Source organism: Afifella pfennigii DSM 17143 (assembly GCF_000688515.1).
Lineage (GTDB): Bacteria > Pseudomonadota > Alphaproteobacteria > Rhizobiales > Afifellaceae > Afifella > Afifella pfennigii.
The window spans coordinates 363,576-380,987 of the sequence record NZ_JHZK01000001.1 but is presented as its reverse complement, the minus strand read 5'-3'; the positions used below and the strand labels follow the sequence as shown (position 1 = coordinate 380,987).

The window sequence follows — 17,412 nt, the reverse complement described above, 5'->3', positions numbered from 1 at the left end:
GCTTCCGTGACGGCGCAAAAGTGCCGTCTCTTCGGGAGAAGAGGCAGGCAGGGCCGTTCGCGTCAGACGGGAAGGCGCGAGGATTTCAGGCTCAGCGAGCGCGTTCGGGCTCGATGACGAGCTCGATGCGGTCGGCGGCGAAAACGGTGTCGGAATAATGTACCGGCACGCCATCCTTGTCCTCGTTGAGCGCCTCGGTGGCGAGCACGCTCGCCCCGCGCGGCAGAAGCAACCGCTCCGTCTCGGCCGGCTCGGCCTGGCGGGCGCGCACCTTGGTCCAGCGGCGGAAGTAATCGCCAAGGCCGTGATCGGCCATGGCAGCGGTGATGGAGCCGGTCTCCGCATAGGCGGCGACGAGACGGGGAAAGCGGGAGGCCGGAAACCAGCTCGTGGCCGCGGAGATGGGCACGCCGTCGGCGACGGAGAGCGTCTCCAGGCGGATGAGCCGGGCGCCCTCGGCGACGCCGAGATGCTCGGCGAGCCACAGCGGCGCCGGCTCCACCTGGCTGGCGATGAGCCGCCCGCCGGGCGCGCGCGCCTGGCGTGAGACGATCTGCGAAAAGCGCGTGCGCCGACCGATCGGATAAGCCAGGCGCTCGGCGGTGACGAAGGTGCCGCGACCCTGATCGGAGCGCACCAGCCCCTCCGCGGCGAGCACGGCAAGGGCGCGGCGCAGCGTGTGGCGGTTGACGCCGAAGCGCCCGGCGAGCGCCGCTTCGGGCGGCAGCGGCGCTTCGGCAGGCCATTTTCCGGAGACGATTTCGGCGCGCAACACATCGGCGATCTGGCGCCACAGGGAGACGCCGGCCCGGCGGCTGACCCGCTCGTCGGAAAAAGCCGTCTCTGTCATCGTGGCGTCACCGTTCGGCCCTTATTGTGTACTTGTCTACAACATTATACAAGTTTCAGGCAAGGCAATGAACGGGGTCGAGCAAGTGGGAAAGGAGCGGCGAGGCGTTCTCAGCGTGCTGGCGCGGGCCGATCTCGCCGAGCTCGCGGACGGCATTGCGGCGATTGCCGCCAGGCCGGAGATGGAGACGCTGCGCGCGCCGGAATTCGGTCTCGTCATGGCGCGCGGGCGCATCGGCGGGGCCGGCGCGCCCTTCAATCTCGGCGAGGTGACGGTGACGCGCGCGGCGGTGCGGCTTTCCAGCGGCGAAGTCGGCCACGGCCATGTGCTCGGGCGCGAGCGCGAGCGCGCCAGGCTGGTGGCGGCGCTCGACGCGCTCTGGCAGAGCCCGGCGCATCGCCGCGAGGTCGAGGAGAAGGTGGTCGCGCCCATTCAAGACCGTCTTGCACATGCCGATGCGGAGCGCCGCGCCAAGGCGGCGGCGACGCGAGTCAATTTCTTCACCATGGTGCGCGGGGAGGACGAATGAAGACCGATGCCTTGAGCGGTGGCTTCACAGACCCGGTTTTCGGTGCGCAGGCCGTCTTCCGGGGGCTCCTGCGTGCCCTGTCGCGGCCGGGCGAGATCGAAAATCTCCCCGATCTCGTCCGGCCGCCGGCACCCCTCTGCCCGGCGGCGGCCGCCGTCATCGCCTGCCTTGCCGATGCCGACACGCCGATCTTCCTCGATCCGCCGCTCGCCGGCAGCGAGGCGGTCAGGCAATGGCTCGGCTTTCATGTCGGCGCGCCCATCGTCTCCGTGCCGGGCCGGGCGGCCTTTGCCGTCATCGCCGATGCGGCCGGCATGCCGCCGCTTGCCTCCTTCTGGCTGGGAACGGAGGAATATCCGGACCGCTCCACGATCTTGGTGGTGCAGGTGAAGGGTTTTTGTGGCGCGCAGCCTCTCAGGCTTCAGGGGCCGGGCATCGCCGAGACGGCCGAGCTTCGCCCCGAGCCGCTGCCGGAGCGGCTGGTGCGCGAGCTGAAGGACAACCGGGCGCTCTTCCCGCGCGGCGTCGATCTCGTCCTGGCGGCGCCGGCGGCGATCGCCGGGCTGCCGCGCTCCACCCGCATCCTGGAAGGAGCCGGCTGATGTATGTCGCGGTCAAGGGCGGCGAGAAGGCGATCGCCAACGCCCATCGCCTGCTGGCGGAGCGGCGGCGCGGCAATCCCGGCGTGCCGGCGCTCAGCGTCGATCAGATCCTGGAGCAGCTGTCGCTCGCCGTCGACCGGGTGATGGGCGAGGGCTCGCTCTACGATAGGAGGCTCGCCGCGCTCGCCATCAAGCAGGCGCGCGGCGACCTCGTCGAGGCGATCTTCCTTCTGCGCGCCTATCGCACGACGCTGCCGCGTTTCGGCGCCAGCCTGCCCGTCGATACCGGCGCCATGCTGGTGGAGCGGCGCATCTCGGCGACCTTCAAGGATCTGCCGGGCGGCCAGCTCCTCGGACCCACCTTCGACTATACCCACCGCCTGCTCGATCCGGACCTTGAAGGGGAGGGCGAGGCTGAGCCGGCGGAGGCGGGCGCCGATCCGGGCGAGGGGCCGCTGGCGCGCGTCACCGACCTTCTCGGCGAGGCCGGCCTCATCGAGGCCGATCCCGATGGCGAGGCGGAGCCGGCGGATCTGACGCGCGAGCCCCTGTCCTTTCCGGCGGGGCGCGAGCTTCGCCTGCAGGCCCTGGCGCGCGGCGATGAAGGCTTCCTGCTCGCCCTCGGCTATTCCACCCAGCGCGGCTATGCCCGCTCGCATCCCTTCGCGGCGGAGATCCGCATGGGCGAGGTGGAAATCGAGATCGAGGTGCCGGGCCTCGACTTCGCCGTGCCGCTCGGCCGCCTCACCGTCACCGAATGCCAGATGGTCAACCAGTTCAAGGGCTCGGCGAGCGCGCCGCCGCAATTCACCCGCGGCTACGGCCTCGTCTTCGGCCATGCGGAGCGCAAGGCGATGGCGATGGCGCTCTGCGACCGGGCGCTGAGGGCGGCCGAGCTCGGCGAGGAGGAGACGGCGCCGGCGCAAGACGCCGAATTCGTCCTCTCCCATGCCGACAACGTGCAGGCGACCGGCTTCGTGGAGCATCTGAAGCTGCCGCATTACGTCGATTTCCAGGCCGAGCTGGACCTCTTGCGACGCCTGAGGGCCGAGCACGAGGCGCGCGAAGCGGGCAAGGAACAGCGGGAGGCGGCCGAATGAAAGATTTGAGCGCGCGCGGGCACAGCTTCGCTTGTCGTCATGCCATGGCTCGACCATGGCATCCATGCCATGGCGGCTACGACAGCTTCAGGCCCCGAGGAATGGATCGCCGGATCAAGTCCGGCGATGACGACAAGTGGCGTTGGTGCAGCGGGCTCCATGCCGCATGCGTGGTGCGATCGGAGGCTCGGCGATGAGCGACCCGGTGCAAAAGCCTGACACCCCTTACAATTTCGCCTATCTGGACGAGCAGACGAAGCGGATGATCCGCCGGGCTATCCTGAAGGCGGTCGCCATACCCGGCTATCAGGTGCCCTTCGCCAGCCGAGAAATGCCGATGCCCTATGGCTGGGGCACGGGCGGGGTGCAGGTGACGGCCGCCGTCATCGGGCCGGACGACGTCTTGAAGGTCATCGACCAGGGCGCCGACGACACCACCAACGCCGTCTCCATCCGCGCCTTCTTCGCCAAGACGGCGAGGGTCGCGACGACGACGCGCACCGAGGCGGCGACGATCATCCAGACCCGCCACCGGGTGCCTGAGATGCCGCTGACCGAAAGCCAGATCCTCGTCTACCAGGTGCCTATCCCGGAGCCTTTGCGCTTTCTGGAGCCGCGCGAGACGGAGACGCGGGTCATGCACGCGCTGCAGGAATACGGGCTGATGCATGTGAAGCTTTATGAGGATATCGCCCGCCACGGCCATATCGCCACCACCTATGCCTATCCGGTGAAGGTGGAGGGGCGCTACGTGATGGACCCTTCGCCGATCCCCAAATTCGACAATCCCAAGCTCACCAACTCGCCGGCGCTGCAGCTTTTCGGCGCCGGGCGCGAGAAGCGCATCTACGCCCTGCCGCCCTTCACCAAGGTGGAAAGCCTCGATTTTGAGGATCATCCCTTCGAGGTGCAGCGCTTCTGCGAGCCTTGCGGCCTGTGCGGGGCCACCGGCGTCTATCTCGACGAGGTGATCCTCGACGACAAAGGCGGGCGGATGTTCGTCTGCTCCGACAGCGATTACTGCGAGGGCAGGCGCGAGGAAGGCCATCGCGGCCATCTCGCCGGAGCGCTTGCCGGCGCGGCGGAGGCGGGCGAATGAGCGCGCCCCTGAACGAGACGCAAGCGCCGCTGCTCAGCGCCGAGAACGTCACCCGCTTCTACGGCACGCGGCTCGGCTGCCGCGAGGTCTCCTTCCAGCTCTATCCGGGCGAGGTTCTGGCCGTCGTCGGCGAATCGGGTTCCGGCAAGACGACGCTGCTCAATTGCCTCGCCGCCCGGCTCTCGCTTTCCTCCGGCGCCGTCCGCTATCTGATGCGCGACGGGGTTATGCGCGATCTGGCCTCGCTCGGGGAGGCGGAGCGGCGCTTTTTGATGCGCACCGATTGGGGCTTCGTGCATCAGAACCCGTCCGACGGGCTGCGCATGAACGTCTCCGCCGGCGCCAATGTCGGCGAGCGCCTGATGGCGGTCGGTCAGCGCCATTACGGCCAAATCCGCGGCTCCGCGCTCTCCTGGATGGAGCGCGTGGAGGTGCCGGCCGACCGCGTCGACGACAGCCCGCGCGCCTTTTCCGGCGGCATGCGACAGCGCCTGCAGATCGCCCGCAATCTCGTCACCGCGCCGCGCCTCGTCTTCATGGACGAGCCGACCGGCGGGCTCGACGTCTCGGTGCAGGCGCGCCTTCTCGACCTCATCCGCGCGCTCGTCGCCGAGCTCGACATGGCCGCGCTCATCGTCACCCACGACCTTGCCGTGGCAAGGCTCCTATCGCACCGCATCATGGTGATGAAGGAAGGCGAGGTGGTGGAGGAGGGGCTGACGGACCGCGTGCTCGACGATCCGCGCGAGCCTTATACCCAGCTTCTCGTCTCCTCCATCCTGCAGGCCTGAGCCCATGCAAGCGCGCCTTCACGCCGCCGATCTCGGCAAGAGCTTCACCATGCATCTGCGCGGCGGCATCCATCTGCCCGTCATCGCCGATGCGTCGTTCGAGGTCTATCCGGGCGAATGCGTCGCTCTCGGCGGGCCTTCCGGCTCGGGCAAGAGCTCCATCCTGAAGATGGTCTACGGCAATTACGCCGCCGATCGTGGGGTCATCCTGCTGGCGCGGCAAAAGGGCGAGCCGGTCGATATCGCCCGCGCCGATCCGCGCACCATCCTGGCGGCCCGGCAGAGCGATATCGGCTATGTCAGCCAGTTCCTGCGCGTCGTGCCGCGCATCGCCGCCCGCGACCTCGTCGCCGAGCCGCTGCTGGAGCGCGGCGCGCAACGGCAGGAGGCGCGCGCCAAGGCCGACGCGCTCCTGTCGCGGCTCAACCTGCCGGAACGGCTGTGGCATCTGCCGCCGGCGACCTTCTCCGGTGGCGAGCAGCAGCGCGTCAACATCGCCCGCGGCTTCATCGCCGGCCATCCGCTGCTGCTTCTGGACGAGCCGACGGCCTCGCTCGACGCGGCGAACCGCGATGTCGTCATCGCCCTCATCAACGAGGGCAAGGCGGCCGGAACCAGCTTCCTCGGCATCTTCCACGACGGGGAAACGCGCGGGCGGGTCGCCGACCGGGAAATCGACGTGACGCGCTTTGCGCCGCGGGCTGCGGCGTGAGCGCGACGCGTCTGGGCGAGGCCCCCTTCCTGGGAGCCGGCGCCGTCACCGAGGAAGCAAGGCTCGGCCGCTATGTGGAGGTGGGCGAGCGCACGCGCATCTCGCACGCCTCGCTCGGCGATTACAGCTACATCATGGGCGATGGCGAGATCCTCTTCGCCGAGATCGGCAAATTCTGTTCCATCGCCTCGCATGTGCGCATCAACGCGCCGAACCATCCGGTGTGGCGGGCGAGCCAGCATCATTTCACCTACCGCTCGCCGGACTATTTCGCCGGAAGCGAGCCGGACGAGGCGATCTTCGCCTGGCGGCGGCAGCATGCCGTCACCATCGGCCATGACGTATGGATCGGGCACGGGGCGATCCTTTTGCCGGGCGTTACCGTGGGCAACGGGGCGGTGATCGCGGCCGGCGCCGTCGTCACCCGGCCGGTGGGCGTCTATCAGATCGCCGTCGGCGTTCCCGCCAAGGTGGTGAAGCGCCGTTTTCAACCTGAGATCGCGGCGCGCCTTCAGCGGCTCGCCTGGTGGGACTGGCCGCATGAGGCGATCGGCGCGGCGCTTGCCGATTTTCGCCAGCTTTCGGTCGAGGCCTTCCTGGAGAAATACGAGAAAGCGAAGCTCTGACAACGGCTTGGCGTGTCACACTCGGGTCATGTCAACTCATCGGAACTGTCATCGAAGCGAGATCGAAGCGACAAGAGGCGCTGCTAGGGAACGGTCGAACAAGGAGCCCGCAAGGGCAGGTGAGGCCGGATGTCATCAGCAGTCGCCGTCGAAAAGCTCTCCAAGCGCTACGGCAAGAAGGCCGCTCTCTCGGAAGTCAGCCTAGGCGTGGAGCCCGGCGAGATGGTGGCGCTGATCGGCGCCTCCGGCTCCGGCAAATCGACGCTCATTCGCCATATCGCCGGGCTTGAGCGCGGCACCGGCGGCAAGAGCCGCATCGAGGTGCTCGGCCGCACCATGCAGGAGAACGGCAAGCTGTCGGCGAATGCGCGCGAAATCCGCCGCGAAGTCGGCGTCATCTTCCAGCAGTTCAATCTCGTCGGCCGCCTGCCGGTGCTGACCAACGTTCTCGTCGGCTGCCTCGGCCATATCCCGGCCTGGCGTGGCACGTTCGGCCTCTTCACCCGCAGCGAGCAGGAAAGGGCGATGGGCGCGCTCGCCCGCGTCGGCATCGCGGAGACGGTGCGCCAGCGCTCCTCCACGCTTTCCGGCGGCCAGCAGCAGCGCGCCGCCATCGCGCGCGCCCTCGTCCAGGGCGCCAAGGTCATCCTCGCCGACGAGCCGATCGCCTCGCTCGACCCGGCTTCCTCCAAGCGCGTCATGGAGGCGCTGGCGGAGGTCAATCAGGTGGACGGCATCACCGTCGTCGTCTCCCTGCATCAGGTGGAATACGCCCGGCTCTTCTGCCCGCGCACGATCGCGCTGAAGGCCGGCGAGGTCGCCTTCGACGGGCCCTCCGAAGCCCTCAGCGACGACTTCCTGCGCGAAATCTACGGGGAGGCGAGCGAAGAGCTCATCCTCACCAGCGCGGTCCGCCGTCCGGCGCCCCGGCCGGTGCCGGTGGCCGCGCGACAGGAGCTGGCCGCCGTCGCCAGCTGACCCCAAGCCCCGTTCGGGCCAACCCAGGAGCACGATATGCACGCATTCACCAAGGGCCTCGCCGCCGCCACCCTGGCGGCGACGCTCGCCGCCAGCACCGCGCTGGCGCAGACGAGCGAGATCAATTTCGGCATCATCTCCACCGAATCCAGCCAGAACCTGAAGACGGTCTGGGATCCGTTCCTGGAGGCGATGTCGGAACAGACCGGCATGAAGGTCAACGCCTTCTTCGCCTCCGACTATGCCGGCGTCATCGAAGGCATGCGCTTCGGCAAGGTGGATGTCGCCTGGTTCGGCAACAAATCGGCGATGGAAGCGGTCGACCGCTCCAACGGCGAGGTCTTCGCCCAGACCGTCGATGTGGACGGCAATCCCGGCTACTGGTCGGTGCTGATCACCCAGGCCGACAACGACGCGATCAACTCGCTCGACGACGTTCTGAAGTGCGACAAGTCGCTGGATTTCGGCATCGGCGATCCCAACTCCACCTCCGGCTTTTTGGTGCCGACGACCTTCGTCTTCGCCAAGAACGGCATCACCCCGCAGGATTGCTTCAAGACGGTACGCAACGCCAATCACGAGGCGAACGCCATGGCCACCGCCAACGGGCAGGTGGACGTTGCCGCCAACAATACGGAGAACCTGCGCCGCCTGGAGGTGACCGCGCCGGAGGCCCGCAACAAGATCAAGGTCGTCTGGCAGTCGCCGCTGATCCCGTCCGATCCGCTGGTCTGGCGCAAGGATCTCGACGAGGACGCCAAGCGCAAGATCTACACCTTCGTGATGAGCTACGGGCGCCTCGGCACGCCGGAGGAAGTGGCCGCCGCGCGCGAGGTGCTGGACGGCCTCGCCTGGGCGCCGTTCCGCCCCTCCTCCGACGCGCAGCTCTACCCGATCCGCATCATGGAGATCACCAAGCAGGAGGCCCGCATCCAGGCCGCCGACAACATGTCGGAGGAGGAAAAGAAGGCCGAGCTTGAGACGCTCGCGGCGCAGAAAGAGAAGATCCAGAAGCTGATGGACACCGTTCCGCAGAGCTGAGCGGGCACCTTCCAGACATTGCTTTCGGCGCCGGGCCATTCGCCCGGCGCCTCTTCTTCCAGAAGGATTTCCCGACCATGGATCTCGCCGAGCGTGCCGGGCAAAGCACCGGACAGGCCAACCAGCTGCCTCCCCGATCCTTCAGCGAGCGCGCCTATTCCTTCCTCATCTGGGGCGGGGTGGCGCTGGTGCTCGCCTGGAGCTGGGGCCCCTCGGAGATGTGGCGCTTGCCCTCGCTCTTCTCCGATGCCGGCAACATGGCCGATTACGCCGGCGGCTTCCTGAAGCCGAACTTCCGCGACTGGCAGTATTACGTGGAGGAGATGGTCCTCACCGTGCAGATCGCCGTCTGGGGCACGGTGCTGTCGATCGTCTTCGGCATCCCCTTCGCGCTGCTTTCCTCCTCCAACATCGCCCCGGTATGGGTCGTGCAGCCGGTGCGCCGGCTGATGGACGCCACGCGCGCCATCAACGAGCTGGTCTTCGCCGTCCTGTTCGTCACCGCCGTTGGCCTCGGCCCCTTCGCCGGCGTGCTGGCGCTCTTCGTCCACAATACCGGCATCATCTCCAAGCTCTTCTCCGAGGCGGTGGAGGCCGTCGATCCGAGGCCGGTGGAAGGGGTGCGCGCCACCGGCGCCACGCGCCTGCAGGAGATCATCTTCGGCGTGGTGCCGCAGGTGGCGCCGCTATGGATCTCCTTCTCGCTCTATCGTTTTGAGACCAATGTGCGCTCCGCCACCGTGCTCGGCATCGTCGGCGCCGGCGGTATCGGCCAGGTGCTGTTTGAATCCATTCGCTCTTTCCTCTACGCCGAGACGGCCGCCATCATCCTGATCGTCATCGTCACGGTGTCGGTCGTCGACATCATCTCCCAGCAGCTGCGCAAGGCGGTGATTTAGAGGTCCTTGGAAACAGCAAAGATGCGAGCCGCCCTTTATTTCACGCCCGCCGGCGATCATCCGCTCGCCAAGGCGGCGACAAGCTGGCTCGGCCGCGAGGTGACGAGCGGGCAGAGCTCGGCGCAGGCGGCGCCCCGCAATATCGGCGCCGAACAGATGGCCGAGATCACCGCGGAGCCGCGCCGCTACGGCTTCCACGCCACGCTGAAGCCGCCCTTCAGCCTCGCAGCGGGCTGCGATCTGGCGGCGCTGGAAGCGGCGCTCGCCGGCTTTTGCGACGGGCGGGAAGGGCTTCCTCTCGGCCGCCTGGAAATCGCCCGGATCGGCCCCTTCTTCGCGCTGGTGCCGGAGGCGCCGCCGCCGGGCTTGAACGACTTCGCCGGCGAGATCGTGCGCGCCTTCGACGGTTTCCGCGCGCCGCTGACGGCGGCGGAGATCGAGCGGCGCAGGCCGCAGAGCCTGAGCGAGCCCCAGCGCGCCCATCTCATGCGCTGGGGCTACCCTTACGTCTTTGAGGAATTCCGCTTCCACATGACGTTGACCGGGCCGGTGGAGGAGGCGCGCCGACCCGTCATCGAGCGGGCGCTGGCGGAGCATTTCGCCGGCGCGCTCGCGCATCCGCTATGTCTCGATTCCGTCTCGATTTTCGTGGAGCCTGAGACGGGCGAGCCCTTCACGCAATATCGCCGCCGCGCTTTGAAACAGGCGGCGCAGCAGGTCATGCCGGTATGAACGAGATCGTCTATCGCAACGCAAGAATGGTTCTGGCCGAGGAGGTGCATCACGGCGATCTCCTGGTGCGCGACGGCCAGATCGCCGAAATCGGCGAGCCGGGCACAGGCCGCGTCGGCATCGACCTTGAGGGCGATTATCTCCTGCCGGGCCTGGTGGAGCTGCATACCGACCATCTTGAGAGCCATTACGCGCCGCGTCCGGGCGTGCGCTGGAACCCGCCCGTCGCCGTACAGGCGCATGACGGGCAGATCGCCGCCTCCGGCATCACCACGGTGCTCGACGCGCTGCGCGTGGGCGCCGACGAGGATATGCGCGTCGATGCCAGCGAGACGCGCGCCCTGGCCGACGCCATCGAGGAATGCCAGGCGCGCGATCGGCTGCGGGCGGAGCATTTCATCCATTTGCGCTGCGAGGTCTCCGCCTCCGACGTGATGGAGGGCTTTTCGCTCTTCGACGACGACAGCCGCCTGCGCCTCGTCTCGCTGATGGACCACACGCCGGGCCAGCGCCAGTTCACCAGCTTCGACGCCTACCGCCTCTACTACCAGGGCAAGACCGGTATGCCGGACGCCGAGTTCAACGCCTTCGTGGAACGGCGCGTGGCGGAGGCGGGACGCTGGGCGCCGGGCCACCGCAAGGCGCTGTCGGAAGCCTGCCGGGCGCGCGGCATCGTGCTCGCCAGCCATGACGACGCGACGGAGGAACATGTCGCCGAGGCGGTGGAGCAGGGCGTGCATCTGGCCGAGTTCCCGACCACGATGGCGGCCGCTCGCGCCTCGCATCAGGCCGGCATGCATGTCCTGATGGGCGCGCCCAACGTGGTGCGCGGCGGCTCGCATTCGGGCAACGTGGCGGCGGCGGAGCTGGCGCAAGCGGGCGTGCTCGACGTGCTCTCCTCCGATTACGTACCCTTCAGCCTTCTTCAGGCGACCTTCGTCCTGGCCGAGGCGCCGCATGGCATGGGCCTGCCGGCGGCCGTCGCCATGGTGACGACGAAGCCGGCAGATGCCGTCGGCCTCACCGATCGCGGCGCCCTGGAGCCGGGGCGCCGGGCCGACCTCGTACAGGTGCGCCTCGACGAGGGCGTGCCGGTGGTGCGCTCCGTCTGGCGGCAGGCGCGGCGCGTCGCCTGAGGCAGGCGAAGATGGAAGCGAGGCGCGGCACCCTTATCCTCGTCGTCGGGCCGAGCGGCGCCGGCAAGGATTCCCTCATCGAGTACGGCCGCAAGGCGCTCGCCGACGAGGCGCGCATCGTCTTCGCCCGGCGGACGATCACCCGCGCGGAGGGCGCCTTTGAGGACCATGCCACGCTCACCGAGGAGCTTTTCCGCGAAAGGGCGGAGACCGGCGGTTTCGCCCTCCATTGGCGGGCGCACGGGCTCAGCTACGGCGTTCCCGCCAGCATCGCGGCCGATCTCGCCGCCGGCCGCAGCGTCGTCGTCAACGCCTCGCGCCTGGCGGTGGCGGAGGCGCGCCAGCGTTTCCTTCCGCTTCGCGTCGTGGTGGTGACGGCGCGGCGCGAGGTGCTGGCGGAGCGGCTGCGCGGCCGCGGCCGGGAAAGCGAGGCGGATATCGCGCGCCGGCTCGACCGGGCCGAAATCGGCCTGCCGAGCGGGTCGGATGTCGTGCGCCTCGACAATTCCGGGCCGCTTGCGGTGGCGGGCGAGGATTTTCTCGCCCTTCTCAAGGGCTGCGTCGGAGCGGCCGAAGCGCCGTCCTAAACGCGCTCGCCGGTTTCGGCGACAAGGCGCTCCACGACCTTCCGCAAGCTTTCCCGCCAGGGCGGGGCGGCATAGCCAAACGTCTTTGCGAAGAGGCGGCAATCGAGCCGGGAATTTTTCGGGCGGGCCGCTTTTTGAGGATATTCGGCGCCGGCGATGGCGCGCACGGCGGCGGCCGGGCCGCCGGCCTTTGCGCTGAGGGCGAAGATTTCGCGGGCAAGCTCGCACCAGCTCGCCTCGCCGGCGCCGGCGAGATGATAGGTGCCGGCGGCAAAGCTCTCCGGCGCGGTCCGCCAGCGCGCGGCGACCGCCAGGACGGCGTCGGCGAGATCGAAAGCGGAGGTCGGATTGCCCCATTGATCGTCGATGACGGCGATTTCCTCGCCGTTTTCGGCAAGACGCAGCATGGTGCGCACGAAATTGCGCGAGAACGGGCTGTAGACCCAGGCGGTTCTAAGGATCACATGGCGCGGATTGGCGGCGCGCACCGCCGCCTCGCCGGCGAGCTTGCTGGCGCCGTAGATGCTTGCCGGAGCCGTCGGCGCGCTCTCGGCGTGCGGCGCGTCGCCCGCGCCGGCGAAGACGTAATCGGTGGAAAGGTGGACGACCGGCACGCCAAGGCTCGCCGCGGCCGCGGCGACCTCGCCGGCGCCGCGCTCGTTGACGAGAAAGGCAAGGTCCGGCTCGTCCTCGGCGGCGTCGACGGCGGTATAGGCGGCGGCGGAGACGACGATATCGGGCCGGGCGGCGGCAAGGGCCGAGGCGATGCTCGCCGGCACGGCGAGATTGAGCTCGGGCCGGCCGAGGGCGAGGATTTCAACACCCGCCGCCTCGCCGCGCTCCAGGAGCGCGCGGGCGAGCTGCCCCTGGCGGCCGGTGACGACCAGCCTCATCGTCGCTGCACCTCCAGCTTTCCAAGCCGCTCGCCCTTGTAGCGGCTTTCGCGCAGGGGACGCCACCACCATGCGTTCTGAAGATACCAGTCGACGGTCCGCGCCAGGCCGCTCTCAAAGCTTTCCTCGGGCCGCCAGCCGAGCTCGCGTTCCAGGCGCGAAGGGTCGATGGCGTAGCGGCGGTCGTGACCCGGCCGGTCCTCCACGAAGACAATCAGCTCGCGGTGGCTCTGGCCGCCGGGGAGCGGGCGCCTTGCGTCGAGAAGGTCGCAGATGGCGTGCACGACTTGAAGGTTGGAGCGCTCGGCCCTGGCGCCGACGGCGTAGGTCTCGCCGGTGTCGCCGCGCGTCATGACCAGCTCCAGGGCGCGGGCATGATCCTCCACGAAGAGCCAGTCGCGCACATTGGCGCCGTCGCCGTAGACGGGCAGGGGCTCTTCGTGCAGCGCGCTCAGGATGACGAGCGGGATGAGCTTTTCCGGGAAGTGGAAGGGGCCGTAATTGTTGGAGCAGTTGGTCAGAACGACCGGCAGGCCGTAGGTGGCGTGCCAGGCGCGCACGAAATGGTCGGAGGCCGCCTTGGAGGCCGAATAGGGCGAGCGCGGCGCGTAAGGCGTCGCCTCGGTGAAGGGGGCATCGTCGGCGGCGAGGTCGCCGAACACCTCGTCGGTGGAGACATGGTGGAAGCGGAAATCCTCCGCCGCCGCGCCGGCAAGGCCGCGCCAGTAATCGAGCGCGGCGGACAGAAGTCGGAAGGTGCCGACGACGTTGGTCTCTACGAAGGCCGCCGGCCCGTCGATGGAGCGGTCGACATGGCTCTCGGCGGCCAGATGCACGACCTTGTCGACGCGCTCTGCGCGCATCAGCTGAAGAAGCGCGGGCGCGTCGGCGATGTCGAGACGGTGGAAGACGTAATTCGGCGCATCGGCGAGAGCGCGGAGCGAAGCGAGGTTACCGGCATAGGTGAGCTTGTCGACATTGACGACGCGTTCGGCGCCGACCGCGACGAGGTGGCGGCAGAAGGCGGAGCCGATGAAGCCTGCGCCGCCGGTGACAAGGACCCTCATGGCCGCGATCTCGCTGTCACGAATAGAGGAATATCTCGGCCTCGCGCAGCAGCGGCGCGTTGCGGTCGCGATCGGAAAGGATCGGCTGGGCCGTGCCGAGCGGCCAGTCGATGCCGATCTCAGGATCGTCGAAGCGCAGCGTGCGATCGTGCTCCGGCGCGTAATAGTCGCTCACCTTGTAGATCACCTCCGTCTCCGGCTCCAGCGTCAGAAAGCCGTGGGCGAAGCCGACGGGAACGAGAAGCTGGTTCCACTTCTCGGCCGAAAGCTCAATGCCCACCCATCTGGCGAAGGTCGGCGAGCCCTGGCGGATATCGACCGCGACATCGAAGATGCGCCCGCGCGGCACGCGCACCAGCTTGGCCTGGGCGTGCGGCGGCAGCTGGTAGTGCAGGCCGCGCAGGACCCCCGCCTGGTGCGACAGGGAATGGTTGTCCTGCACGAAGGCGAGCTCGATGCCGTGCTCGGCAAGGCCCCTGGCGTTGTAGGTCTCCGAAAAGAAGCCGCGCCGGTCGTCGAAGCGACGCGGGCGGATCTCAAAAAGCCCGTCAAGGGCGAGCGGGTAGGCTTCAATCACCGGAAAGCTCCCCGATGCGGCGGCGCAGATAATCGGCATAGGCGGTGCGGCCGAGCGTGTCGGCGCGCGCCAAGACGTCCTCGGCCGTCAGATAGCCGAGCTCGAAGGCGATCTCTTCCGGGCACATCACTTGGATTCCCTGGCGGTGGACGATGGTGCGCACGAAAGCGGCAGCCTCGTGCAGGCTGTCACAGGTGCCGGTATCGAGCCAGGCGAAGCCCCGGCCGAGACGGCACACATTGAGGTCGCCACGCTCAAGATAGGCGCGGTTGACATCGGTGATCTCCAATTCGCCGCGCTGTGAGGGGCGGATTGCGGCGGCGATGTCGAGAACGTCGTTGTCATAGAAATAAAGCCCCGTCACGGCCCAGAACGATTTCGGCTCGACCGGCTTTTCCTCGATGGTGAGGGCGCGCCCGCTCTTCTTGTCGAAGGAGACGACGCCGTAACGCTGCGGATCCTCCACGTGATAGGCGAAGACGGTTGCGCCAGACTGGCGTGAGGCGGCCTCGCGCATCAGCCCGGACAGGCCGGCGCCATAGAAGATGTTGTCGCCGAGGATGAGCGCGGCCGCGTCGCCGCCGACGAAATCGCGGCCGATGACGAAGGCTTCCGCAAGGCCTCTGGGCTCGGGCTGGGCGGCGTAGGAGATATCGACGCCGAAGGCGGAGCCGTCGCCGAGCAGCGCCTCAAAGCTCGCCATGTCGCGCGGCGTGGTGATGATGAGGATGTCGCGGATGCCGGCGAGCATCAGCGTCGCCAGCGGATAGAAGACCATCGGCTTGTCGTAGATGGGCAGGAGCTGCTTGGAGGCCGAAATCGTCAATGGATAGAGCCGGGTGCCGTTGCCGCCGGCGAGGATGATGCCCTTCATCGCATGGTCCGTGCCAAGGTCCCGTTATCGCGCCGCCCGGTGCCCTCAGCTTGCGAGGGCGCGGCCTGGCGAGCGGCATAGTGGAAAGCGGCCCGCGGGTCGATAGGCGCGGCGGCCGCGCGCCGGCGGCGGGTGGGGGCGAAAAGCGCCGGGCCGGCCCGCCCGCGGACGAGCCGGCCCGATCGTGAGCCGCAAAGCCGCCTCAGCGGCGGCCCCGCTCAGCCCTGGCGGCCGAAAATGTCGGAGGTGATGCCGGCATACCAGCCGAGCGATTCCTCGTAGGTCGCCTTGCGCAGGGCCGAATCCTCGCCGGTCTGGCTGATGAAGGAGGTGGTGGAGGCGATCTTCTCCTCCGTCGGCGCGTATTGTGCGCCCACCTTCACCCCGTCGTCGGTGGCAATGAGGCTCCAACAGGTATTGGCGTAGCGGGCGGGGAAAACCTTGGATTCGGTGAGGTCGCCGCGCACATTCATTGCCGCCACCTTGGCCTGGCTGTTGGCCGAGAAGGCCGATTTCGGCATGTCGCCGGCGATGCAGGCATCGCCGAGGACGAAGATGTTCTCGTCCATGGTGGAGCGCATGGATTCCGGGTCGATGGGACAGAAGCCGGTGTCGTTGGCAAGACCGGCTTTCTGGGCGATCTCGCCCGCCTTCTGGGCGGGGATGACGTTGACGAGATCGCCCTTGAAAGTGTCGAAATCGGTCTCCACCGAGCCGGTGGAGGGATCGACGCCCTTGATGCCGCCATGCACGTCGGGGCCGTACCATTCGACCATGCCGGGATAATGCTTCTCCCAGCCCTCCTGGAAGAGCGCCTGCTTGGAGAATTTCGACTTCGGATCGAGGACGACGATCTTGGCGTCGGTGTAGCCCTTGGAGCTCAGGATATGCGCGAACATGGAGACGCGCTCGTAGGGGCCCGGCGGGCAGCGATAGGGGTTCGGCGGCGCCACCATGACGATCTGCTGGCCGTTCTCGATCGCGTCCAGCTTCTCCTTCAGAAGCCTGGTCTGCGGACCGGCCTTCCAGGAATGCGGCATGATCTCGGCCGCCTCCTCTGAATAGCCGGGAACGGAATCCCAGATGAGATCGATGCCCGGCGAGACGACGAGCCTGTCATAGGGGACACGGCTGCCATCGGCCATGACCACTTCCCTGGCCTCGCGATCGATGGCATCGGCCATGCCGGTGACGACGGAAATGCCGAAATTGGAAGCCAGGACGTCATAGCTGTGGGTGATGGATTGGAAGCTGCGGAAGCCGCCGAGATAGAGGTTGGAGAAGAAGCAGGTGGTGTATTGCGGGTTCGCCTCGATCAGCGTCACATCGACGGCGCCTTCCGAATCCTTGGCGATGTAGCGCGCCGCCGTCGCCCCGCCGGCGCCGCCGCCGATGACCACAACCTTCGGACGGTCCTGGGCCCGCAGATAGGTGGGCAGGGCGAGGCTGAAAGTCGCCGCTCCCGAAAGCAGCCCGAACGTCCGACGTGTCATCTTTGTCATGATGTGCTCCCCTTAGGTTATTGCGGCGACAGCGAGCCGAAATAGGCCGCCAGCGCCGCGATCTCGTCATTGCCGAGATTGCGGGTGACCATCCGCATGACCTCGTGGCTGCGGACATTGGTCTTGTACTCAAACAGAGCCCGCACGAAGTCGACCTTCGGCCAGCCGACGATGGACGGGATGCCGTCGGCGCGGCCCGACGGCTGGTGGCAGGTAACGCACTCGTTGGACAGGTACTCGCCGAAATCCGGATCGCCCTCGATGCTCATGGCGATGGCGCCGATCTCGTCGCGCGGCGAGGGAGGGGCGGTCGGGTCCTCGGCCGGCGCCTCGGCGGAGGCTTCTCGCAGATAGGCGATGAGGTCATGCCGCGCCTGCTCGTCCGGCATGCCGCGAAAGGACATGCGCGTGCCAGGCACGTAGGCCTGCGGTTTCGACAGGTAGATGTCGAGCGTCTCTTCATTCCAGACAAGGCCCTGCGAGCCCTTGCGGCGCAGGGACAGGGAATAGGCGAAGCCCTCCAGGCTGCCGGCCTGGCGGCCGAAGAGCTTGTCGAGATGCGGGCCGATGCCGTTGCGGGCGCCAGCCCCGACCTGATGGCAAGAGCGACATTCCTTGAAGACCTTCTCGCCCGCCGCCGGATCGCCCGTAACCGGATCGCTCGTAATCGGATCGCTCGGGGCCAGATCGCTCGCAGCCGGATTGCGCGCAGCCAGATTGCCCGCAGCCGCAGCCGCGCCGGCGGTGAGCGCCATCGCGGCGATCCCCGCTGCAAGCGTCAGGGCGCGCCCTGCTTGGCGCATTGGACGTTCCTCCG

Annotated in this window: 20 protein-coding genes; 13 read left to right on the top strand and 7 right to left on the bottom strand. The window is 68.0% G+C overall.

The genetic code is table 11. The features are described from left to right. Positions 1 to 91: 91 nt before the first annotated feature. Entirely contained in the window at positions 92 to 850 is a 759-nt protein-coding gene (gene phnF / locus Q331_RS0101895; protein ID WP_026379280.1) for a phosphonate metabolism transcriptional regulator PhnF, read from the bottom strand. Between the two features lie 67 nt (positions 851 to 917). Here phnF and phnG point away from each other — a divergent pair, with 67 nt between their 5' ends. From phnG to phnN, 13 genes are all read left to right on the top strand, one after another. Further along, positions 918 to 1,379, top strand: a complete 462-nt coding sequence (phnG, locus tag Q331_RS0101890) for a phosphonate C-P lyase system protein PhnG (protein WP_026379279.1) — start codon at positions 918 to 920, stop codon at positions 1,377 to 1,379. Next, complete coding sequence (gene phnH, locus Q331_RS0101885; RefSeq protein ID WP_026379278.1) at positions 1,376 to 1,981, top strand: phosphonate C-P lyase system protein PhnH; 606 nt, start codon at positions 1,376 to 1,378, stop codon at positions 1,979 to 1,981. The genes phnG and phnH overlap by 4 nt, the downstream gene beginning before the upstream one ends. Continuing rightward, positions 1,981 to 3,081 carry a carbon-phosphorus lyase complex subunit PhnI gene (locus tag Q331_RS0101880; protein WP_026379277.1) on the top strand — a complete coding sequence of 367 codons (1,101 nt, stop codon included), beginning with the start codon at positions 1,981 to 1,983 and terminating at the stop codon, positions 3,079 to 3,081. The genes phnH and Q331_RS0101880 overlap by 1 nt, the downstream gene beginning before the upstream one ends. 193 nt (positions 3,082 to 3,274) lie before the next feature. After that, positions 3,275 to 4,180, top strand: coding sequence for an alpha-D-ribose 1-methylphosphonate 5-phosphate C-P-lyase PhnJ (locus Q331_RS0101875; protein ID WP_026379276.1), 906 nt, complete (start codon positions 3,275 to 3,277; stop codon positions 4,178 to 4,180). Continuing rightward, positions 4,177 to 4,971: a phosphonate C-P lyase system protein PhnK gene (phnK, locus tag Q331_RS0101870; protein ID WP_026379275.1), complete on the top strand. Its 795-nt coding sequence runs from the start codon at positions 4,177 to 4,179 to the stop codon at positions 4,969 to 4,971. Before Q331_RS0101875 ends, phnK begins: the two co-directional genes overlap by 4 nt. A 4-nt stretch (positions 4,972 to 4,975) precedes the next feature. Next, positions 4,976 to 5,683, top strand: coding sequence for a phosphonate C-P lyase system protein PhnL (phnL, locus tag Q331_RS0101865; RefSeq protein ID WP_026379274.1), 708 nt, complete (start codon positions 4,976 to 4,978; stop codon positions 5,681 to 5,683). Then, on the top strand, positions 5,680 to 6,309 hold the full coding sequence (locus tag Q331_RS0101860; RefSeq protein WP_026379273.1) for a DapH/DapD/GlmU-related protein: 630 nt from the start codon (positions 5,680 to 5,682) through the stop codon (positions 6,307 to 6,309). Before phnL ends, Q331_RS0101860 begins: the two co-directional genes overlap by 4 nt. 129 nt (positions 6,310 to 6,438) lie before the next feature. Continuing rightward, the gene (phnC, locus tag Q331_RS0101855; RefSeq protein WP_026379272.1) at positions 6,439 to 7,287 is read left to right on the top strand and encodes a phosphonate ABC transporter ATP-binding protein; all 849 of its coding nucleotides are present in this window, start codon (positions 6,439 to 6,441) and stop codon (positions 7,285 to 7,287) included. 36 nt (positions 7,288 to 7,323) lie between these two features. After that, positions 7,324 to 8,328 (top strand): phosphonate ABC transporter substrate-binding protein, encoded by a 1,005-nt coding sequence (gene phnD, locus Q331_RS0101850; protein WP_026379271.1) that lies wholly within the window; start codon positions 7,324 to 7,326, stop codon positions 8,326 to 8,328. 77 nt (positions 8,329 to 8,405) lie between these two features. Further along, positions 8,406 to 9,227: a phosphonate ABC transporter, permease protein PhnE gene (gene phnE / locus Q331_RS0101845; protein ID WP_026379270.1), complete on the top strand. Its 822-nt coding sequence runs from the start codon at positions 8,406 to 8,408 to the stop codon at positions 9,225 to 9,227. Positions 9,228 to 9,248: 21 nt separating this feature from the next. After that, a complete protein-coding gene (locus Q331_RS0101840) occupies positions 9,249 to 9,959 on the top strand; it encodes a DUF1045 domain-containing protein (RefSeq protein WP_026379269.1) in 711 nt (236 codons plus the stop codon). Continuing rightward, a complete protein-coding gene (locus tag Q331_RS0101835) occupies positions 9,956 to 11,095 on the top strand; it encodes an alpha-D-ribose 1-methylphosphonate 5-triphosphate diphosphatase (protein ID WP_026379268.1) in 1,140 nt (379 codons plus the stop codon). Before Q331_RS0101840 ends, Q331_RS0101835 begins: the two co-directional genes overlap by 4 nt. Before the next feature lie 11 nt (positions 11,096 to 11,106). After that, a complete protein-coding gene (gene phnN, locus Q331_RS0101830) occupies positions 11,107 to 11,682 on the top strand; it encodes a phosphonate metabolism protein/1,5-bisphosphokinase (PRPP-forming) PhnN (RefSeq protein ID WP_051630341.1) in 576 nt (191 codons plus the stop codon). On the opposite strand, the gene rfbD is transcribed toward phnN, so the two are convergent. The 6 genes from rfbD to Q331_RS0101800 form a co-directional block, all read right to left on the bottom strand. Continuing rightward, complete coding sequence (rfbD, locus tag Q331_RS0101825) at positions 11,679 to 12,575, bottom strand: dTDP-4-dehydrorhamnose reductase (protein ID WP_026379266.1); 897 nt, start codon at positions 12,573 to 12,575, stop codon at positions 11,679 to 11,681. The two genes, phnN and rfbD, sit on opposite strands and share 4 nt — an antisense overlap. Beyond that, complete coding sequence (gene rfbB / locus Q331_RS0101820; RefSeq protein ID WP_026379265.1) at positions 12,572 to 13,642, bottom strand: dTDP-glucose 4,6-dehydratase; 1,071 nt, start codon at positions 13,640 to 13,642, stop codon at positions 12,572 to 12,574. Before rfbB ends, rfbD begins: the two co-directional genes overlap by 4 nt. Positions 13,643 to 13,658: 16 nt before the next feature. Next, positions 13,659 to 14,219 carry a dTDP-4-dehydrorhamnose 3,5-epimerase gene (rfbC, locus tag Q331_RS0101815; RefSeq protein ID WP_026379264.1) on the bottom strand — a complete coding sequence of 187 codons (561 nt, stop codon included), beginning with the start codon at positions 14,217 to 14,219 and terminating at the stop codon, positions 13,659 to 13,661. After that, positions 14,212 to 15,093: a glucose-1-phosphate thymidylyltransferase RfbA gene (gene rfbA / locus Q331_RS0101810; RefSeq protein ID WP_026379263.1), complete on the bottom strand. Its 882-nt coding sequence runs from the start codon at positions 15,091 to 15,093 to the stop codon at positions 14,212 to 14,214. Before rfbA ends, rfbC begins: the two co-directional genes overlap by 8 nt. A 218-nt stretch (positions 15,094 to 15,311) precedes the next feature. Continuing rightward, positions 15,312 to 16,595, bottom strand: coding sequence for an NAD(P)/FAD-dependent oxidoreductase (locus tag Q331_RS0101805; protein WP_026379262.1), 1,284 nt, complete (start codon positions 16,593 to 16,595; stop codon positions 15,312 to 15,314). Positions 16,596 to 16,612: 17 nt separating this feature from the next. After that, positions 16,613 to 17,398, bottom strand: coding sequence for a c-type cytochrome (locus Q331_RS0101800; RefSeq protein WP_026379261.1), 786 nt, complete (start codon positions 17,396 to 17,398; stop codon positions 16,613 to 16,615). Positions 17,399 to 17,412: the final 14 nt, after the last annotated feature.

Coding starts and splice junctions, on each gene's coding strand:
- phnD (WP_026379271.1), top strand. CDS start 7,324: ATGCACGCATTCACCAAGGGCCTCGCCGCCGCCACCCTGGCGGCGACG.
- Q331_RS0101840 (WP_026379269.1), top strand. CDS start 9,249: ATGCGAGCCGCCCTTTATTTCACGCCCGCCGGCGATCATCCGCTCGCC.
- Q331_RS0101800 (WP_026379261.1), bottom strand. CDS start 17,398: ATGCGCCAAGCAGGGCGCGCCCTGACGCTTGCAGCGGGGATCGCCGCG.
- Q331_RS0101880 (WP_026379277.1), top strand. CDS start 1,981: ATGTATGTCGCGGTCAAGGGCGGCGAGAAGGCGATCGCCAACGCCCAT.
- rfbB (WP_026379265.1), bottom strand. CDS start 13,642: ATGAGGGTCCTTGTCACCGGCGGCGCAGGCTTCATCGGCTCCGCCTTC.
- phnH (WP_026379278.1), top strand. CDS start 1,376: ATGAAGACCGATGCCTTGAGCGGTGGCTTCACAGACCCGGTTTTCGGT.
- phnK (WP_026379275.1), top strand. CDS start 4,177: ATGAGCGCGCCCCTGAACGAGACGCAAGCGCCGCTGCTCAGCGCCGAG.
- phnN (WP_051630341.1), top strand. CDS start 11,107: ATGGAAGCGAGGCGCGGCACCCTTATCCTCGTCGTCGGGCCGAGCGGC.
- phnL (WP_026379274.1), top strand. CDS start 4,976: ATGCAAGCGCGCCTTCACGCCGCCGATCTCGGCAAGAGCTTCACCATG.
- phnC (WP_026379272.1), top strand. CDS start 6,439: ATGTCATCAGCAGTCGCCGTCGAAAAGCTCTCCAAGCGCTACGGCAAG.
- Q331_RS0101875 (WP_026379276.1), top strand. CDS start 3,275: ATGAGCGACCCGGTGCAAAAGCCTGACACCCCTTACAATTTCGCCTAT.
- Q331_RS0101805 (WP_026379262.1), bottom strand. CDS start 16,595: ATGACAAAGATGACACGTCGGACGTTCGGGCTGCTTTCGGGAGCGGCG.
- phnE (WP_026379270.1), top strand. CDS start 8,406: ATGGATCTCGCCGAGCGTGCCGGGCAAAGCACCGGACAGGCCAACCAG.
- rfbA (WP_026379263.1), bottom strand. CDS start 15,093: ATGAAGGGCATCATCCTCGCCGGCGGCAACGGCACCCGGCTCTATCCA.
- phnF (WP_026379280.1), bottom strand. CDS start 850: ATGACAGAGACGGCTTTTTCCGACGAGCGGGTCAGCCGCCGGGCCGGC.
- rfbD (WP_026379266.1), bottom strand. CDS start 12,575: ATGAGGCTGGTCGTCACCGGCCGCCAGGGGCAGCTCGCCCGCGCGCTC.
- phnG (WP_026379279.1), top strand. CDS start 918: ATGAACGGGGTCGAGCAAGTGGGAAAGGAGCGGCGAGGCGTTCTCAGC.
- Q331_RS0101835 (WP_026379268.1), top strand. CDS start 9,956: ATGAACGAGATCGTCTATCGCAACGCAAGAATGGTTCTGGCCGAGGAG.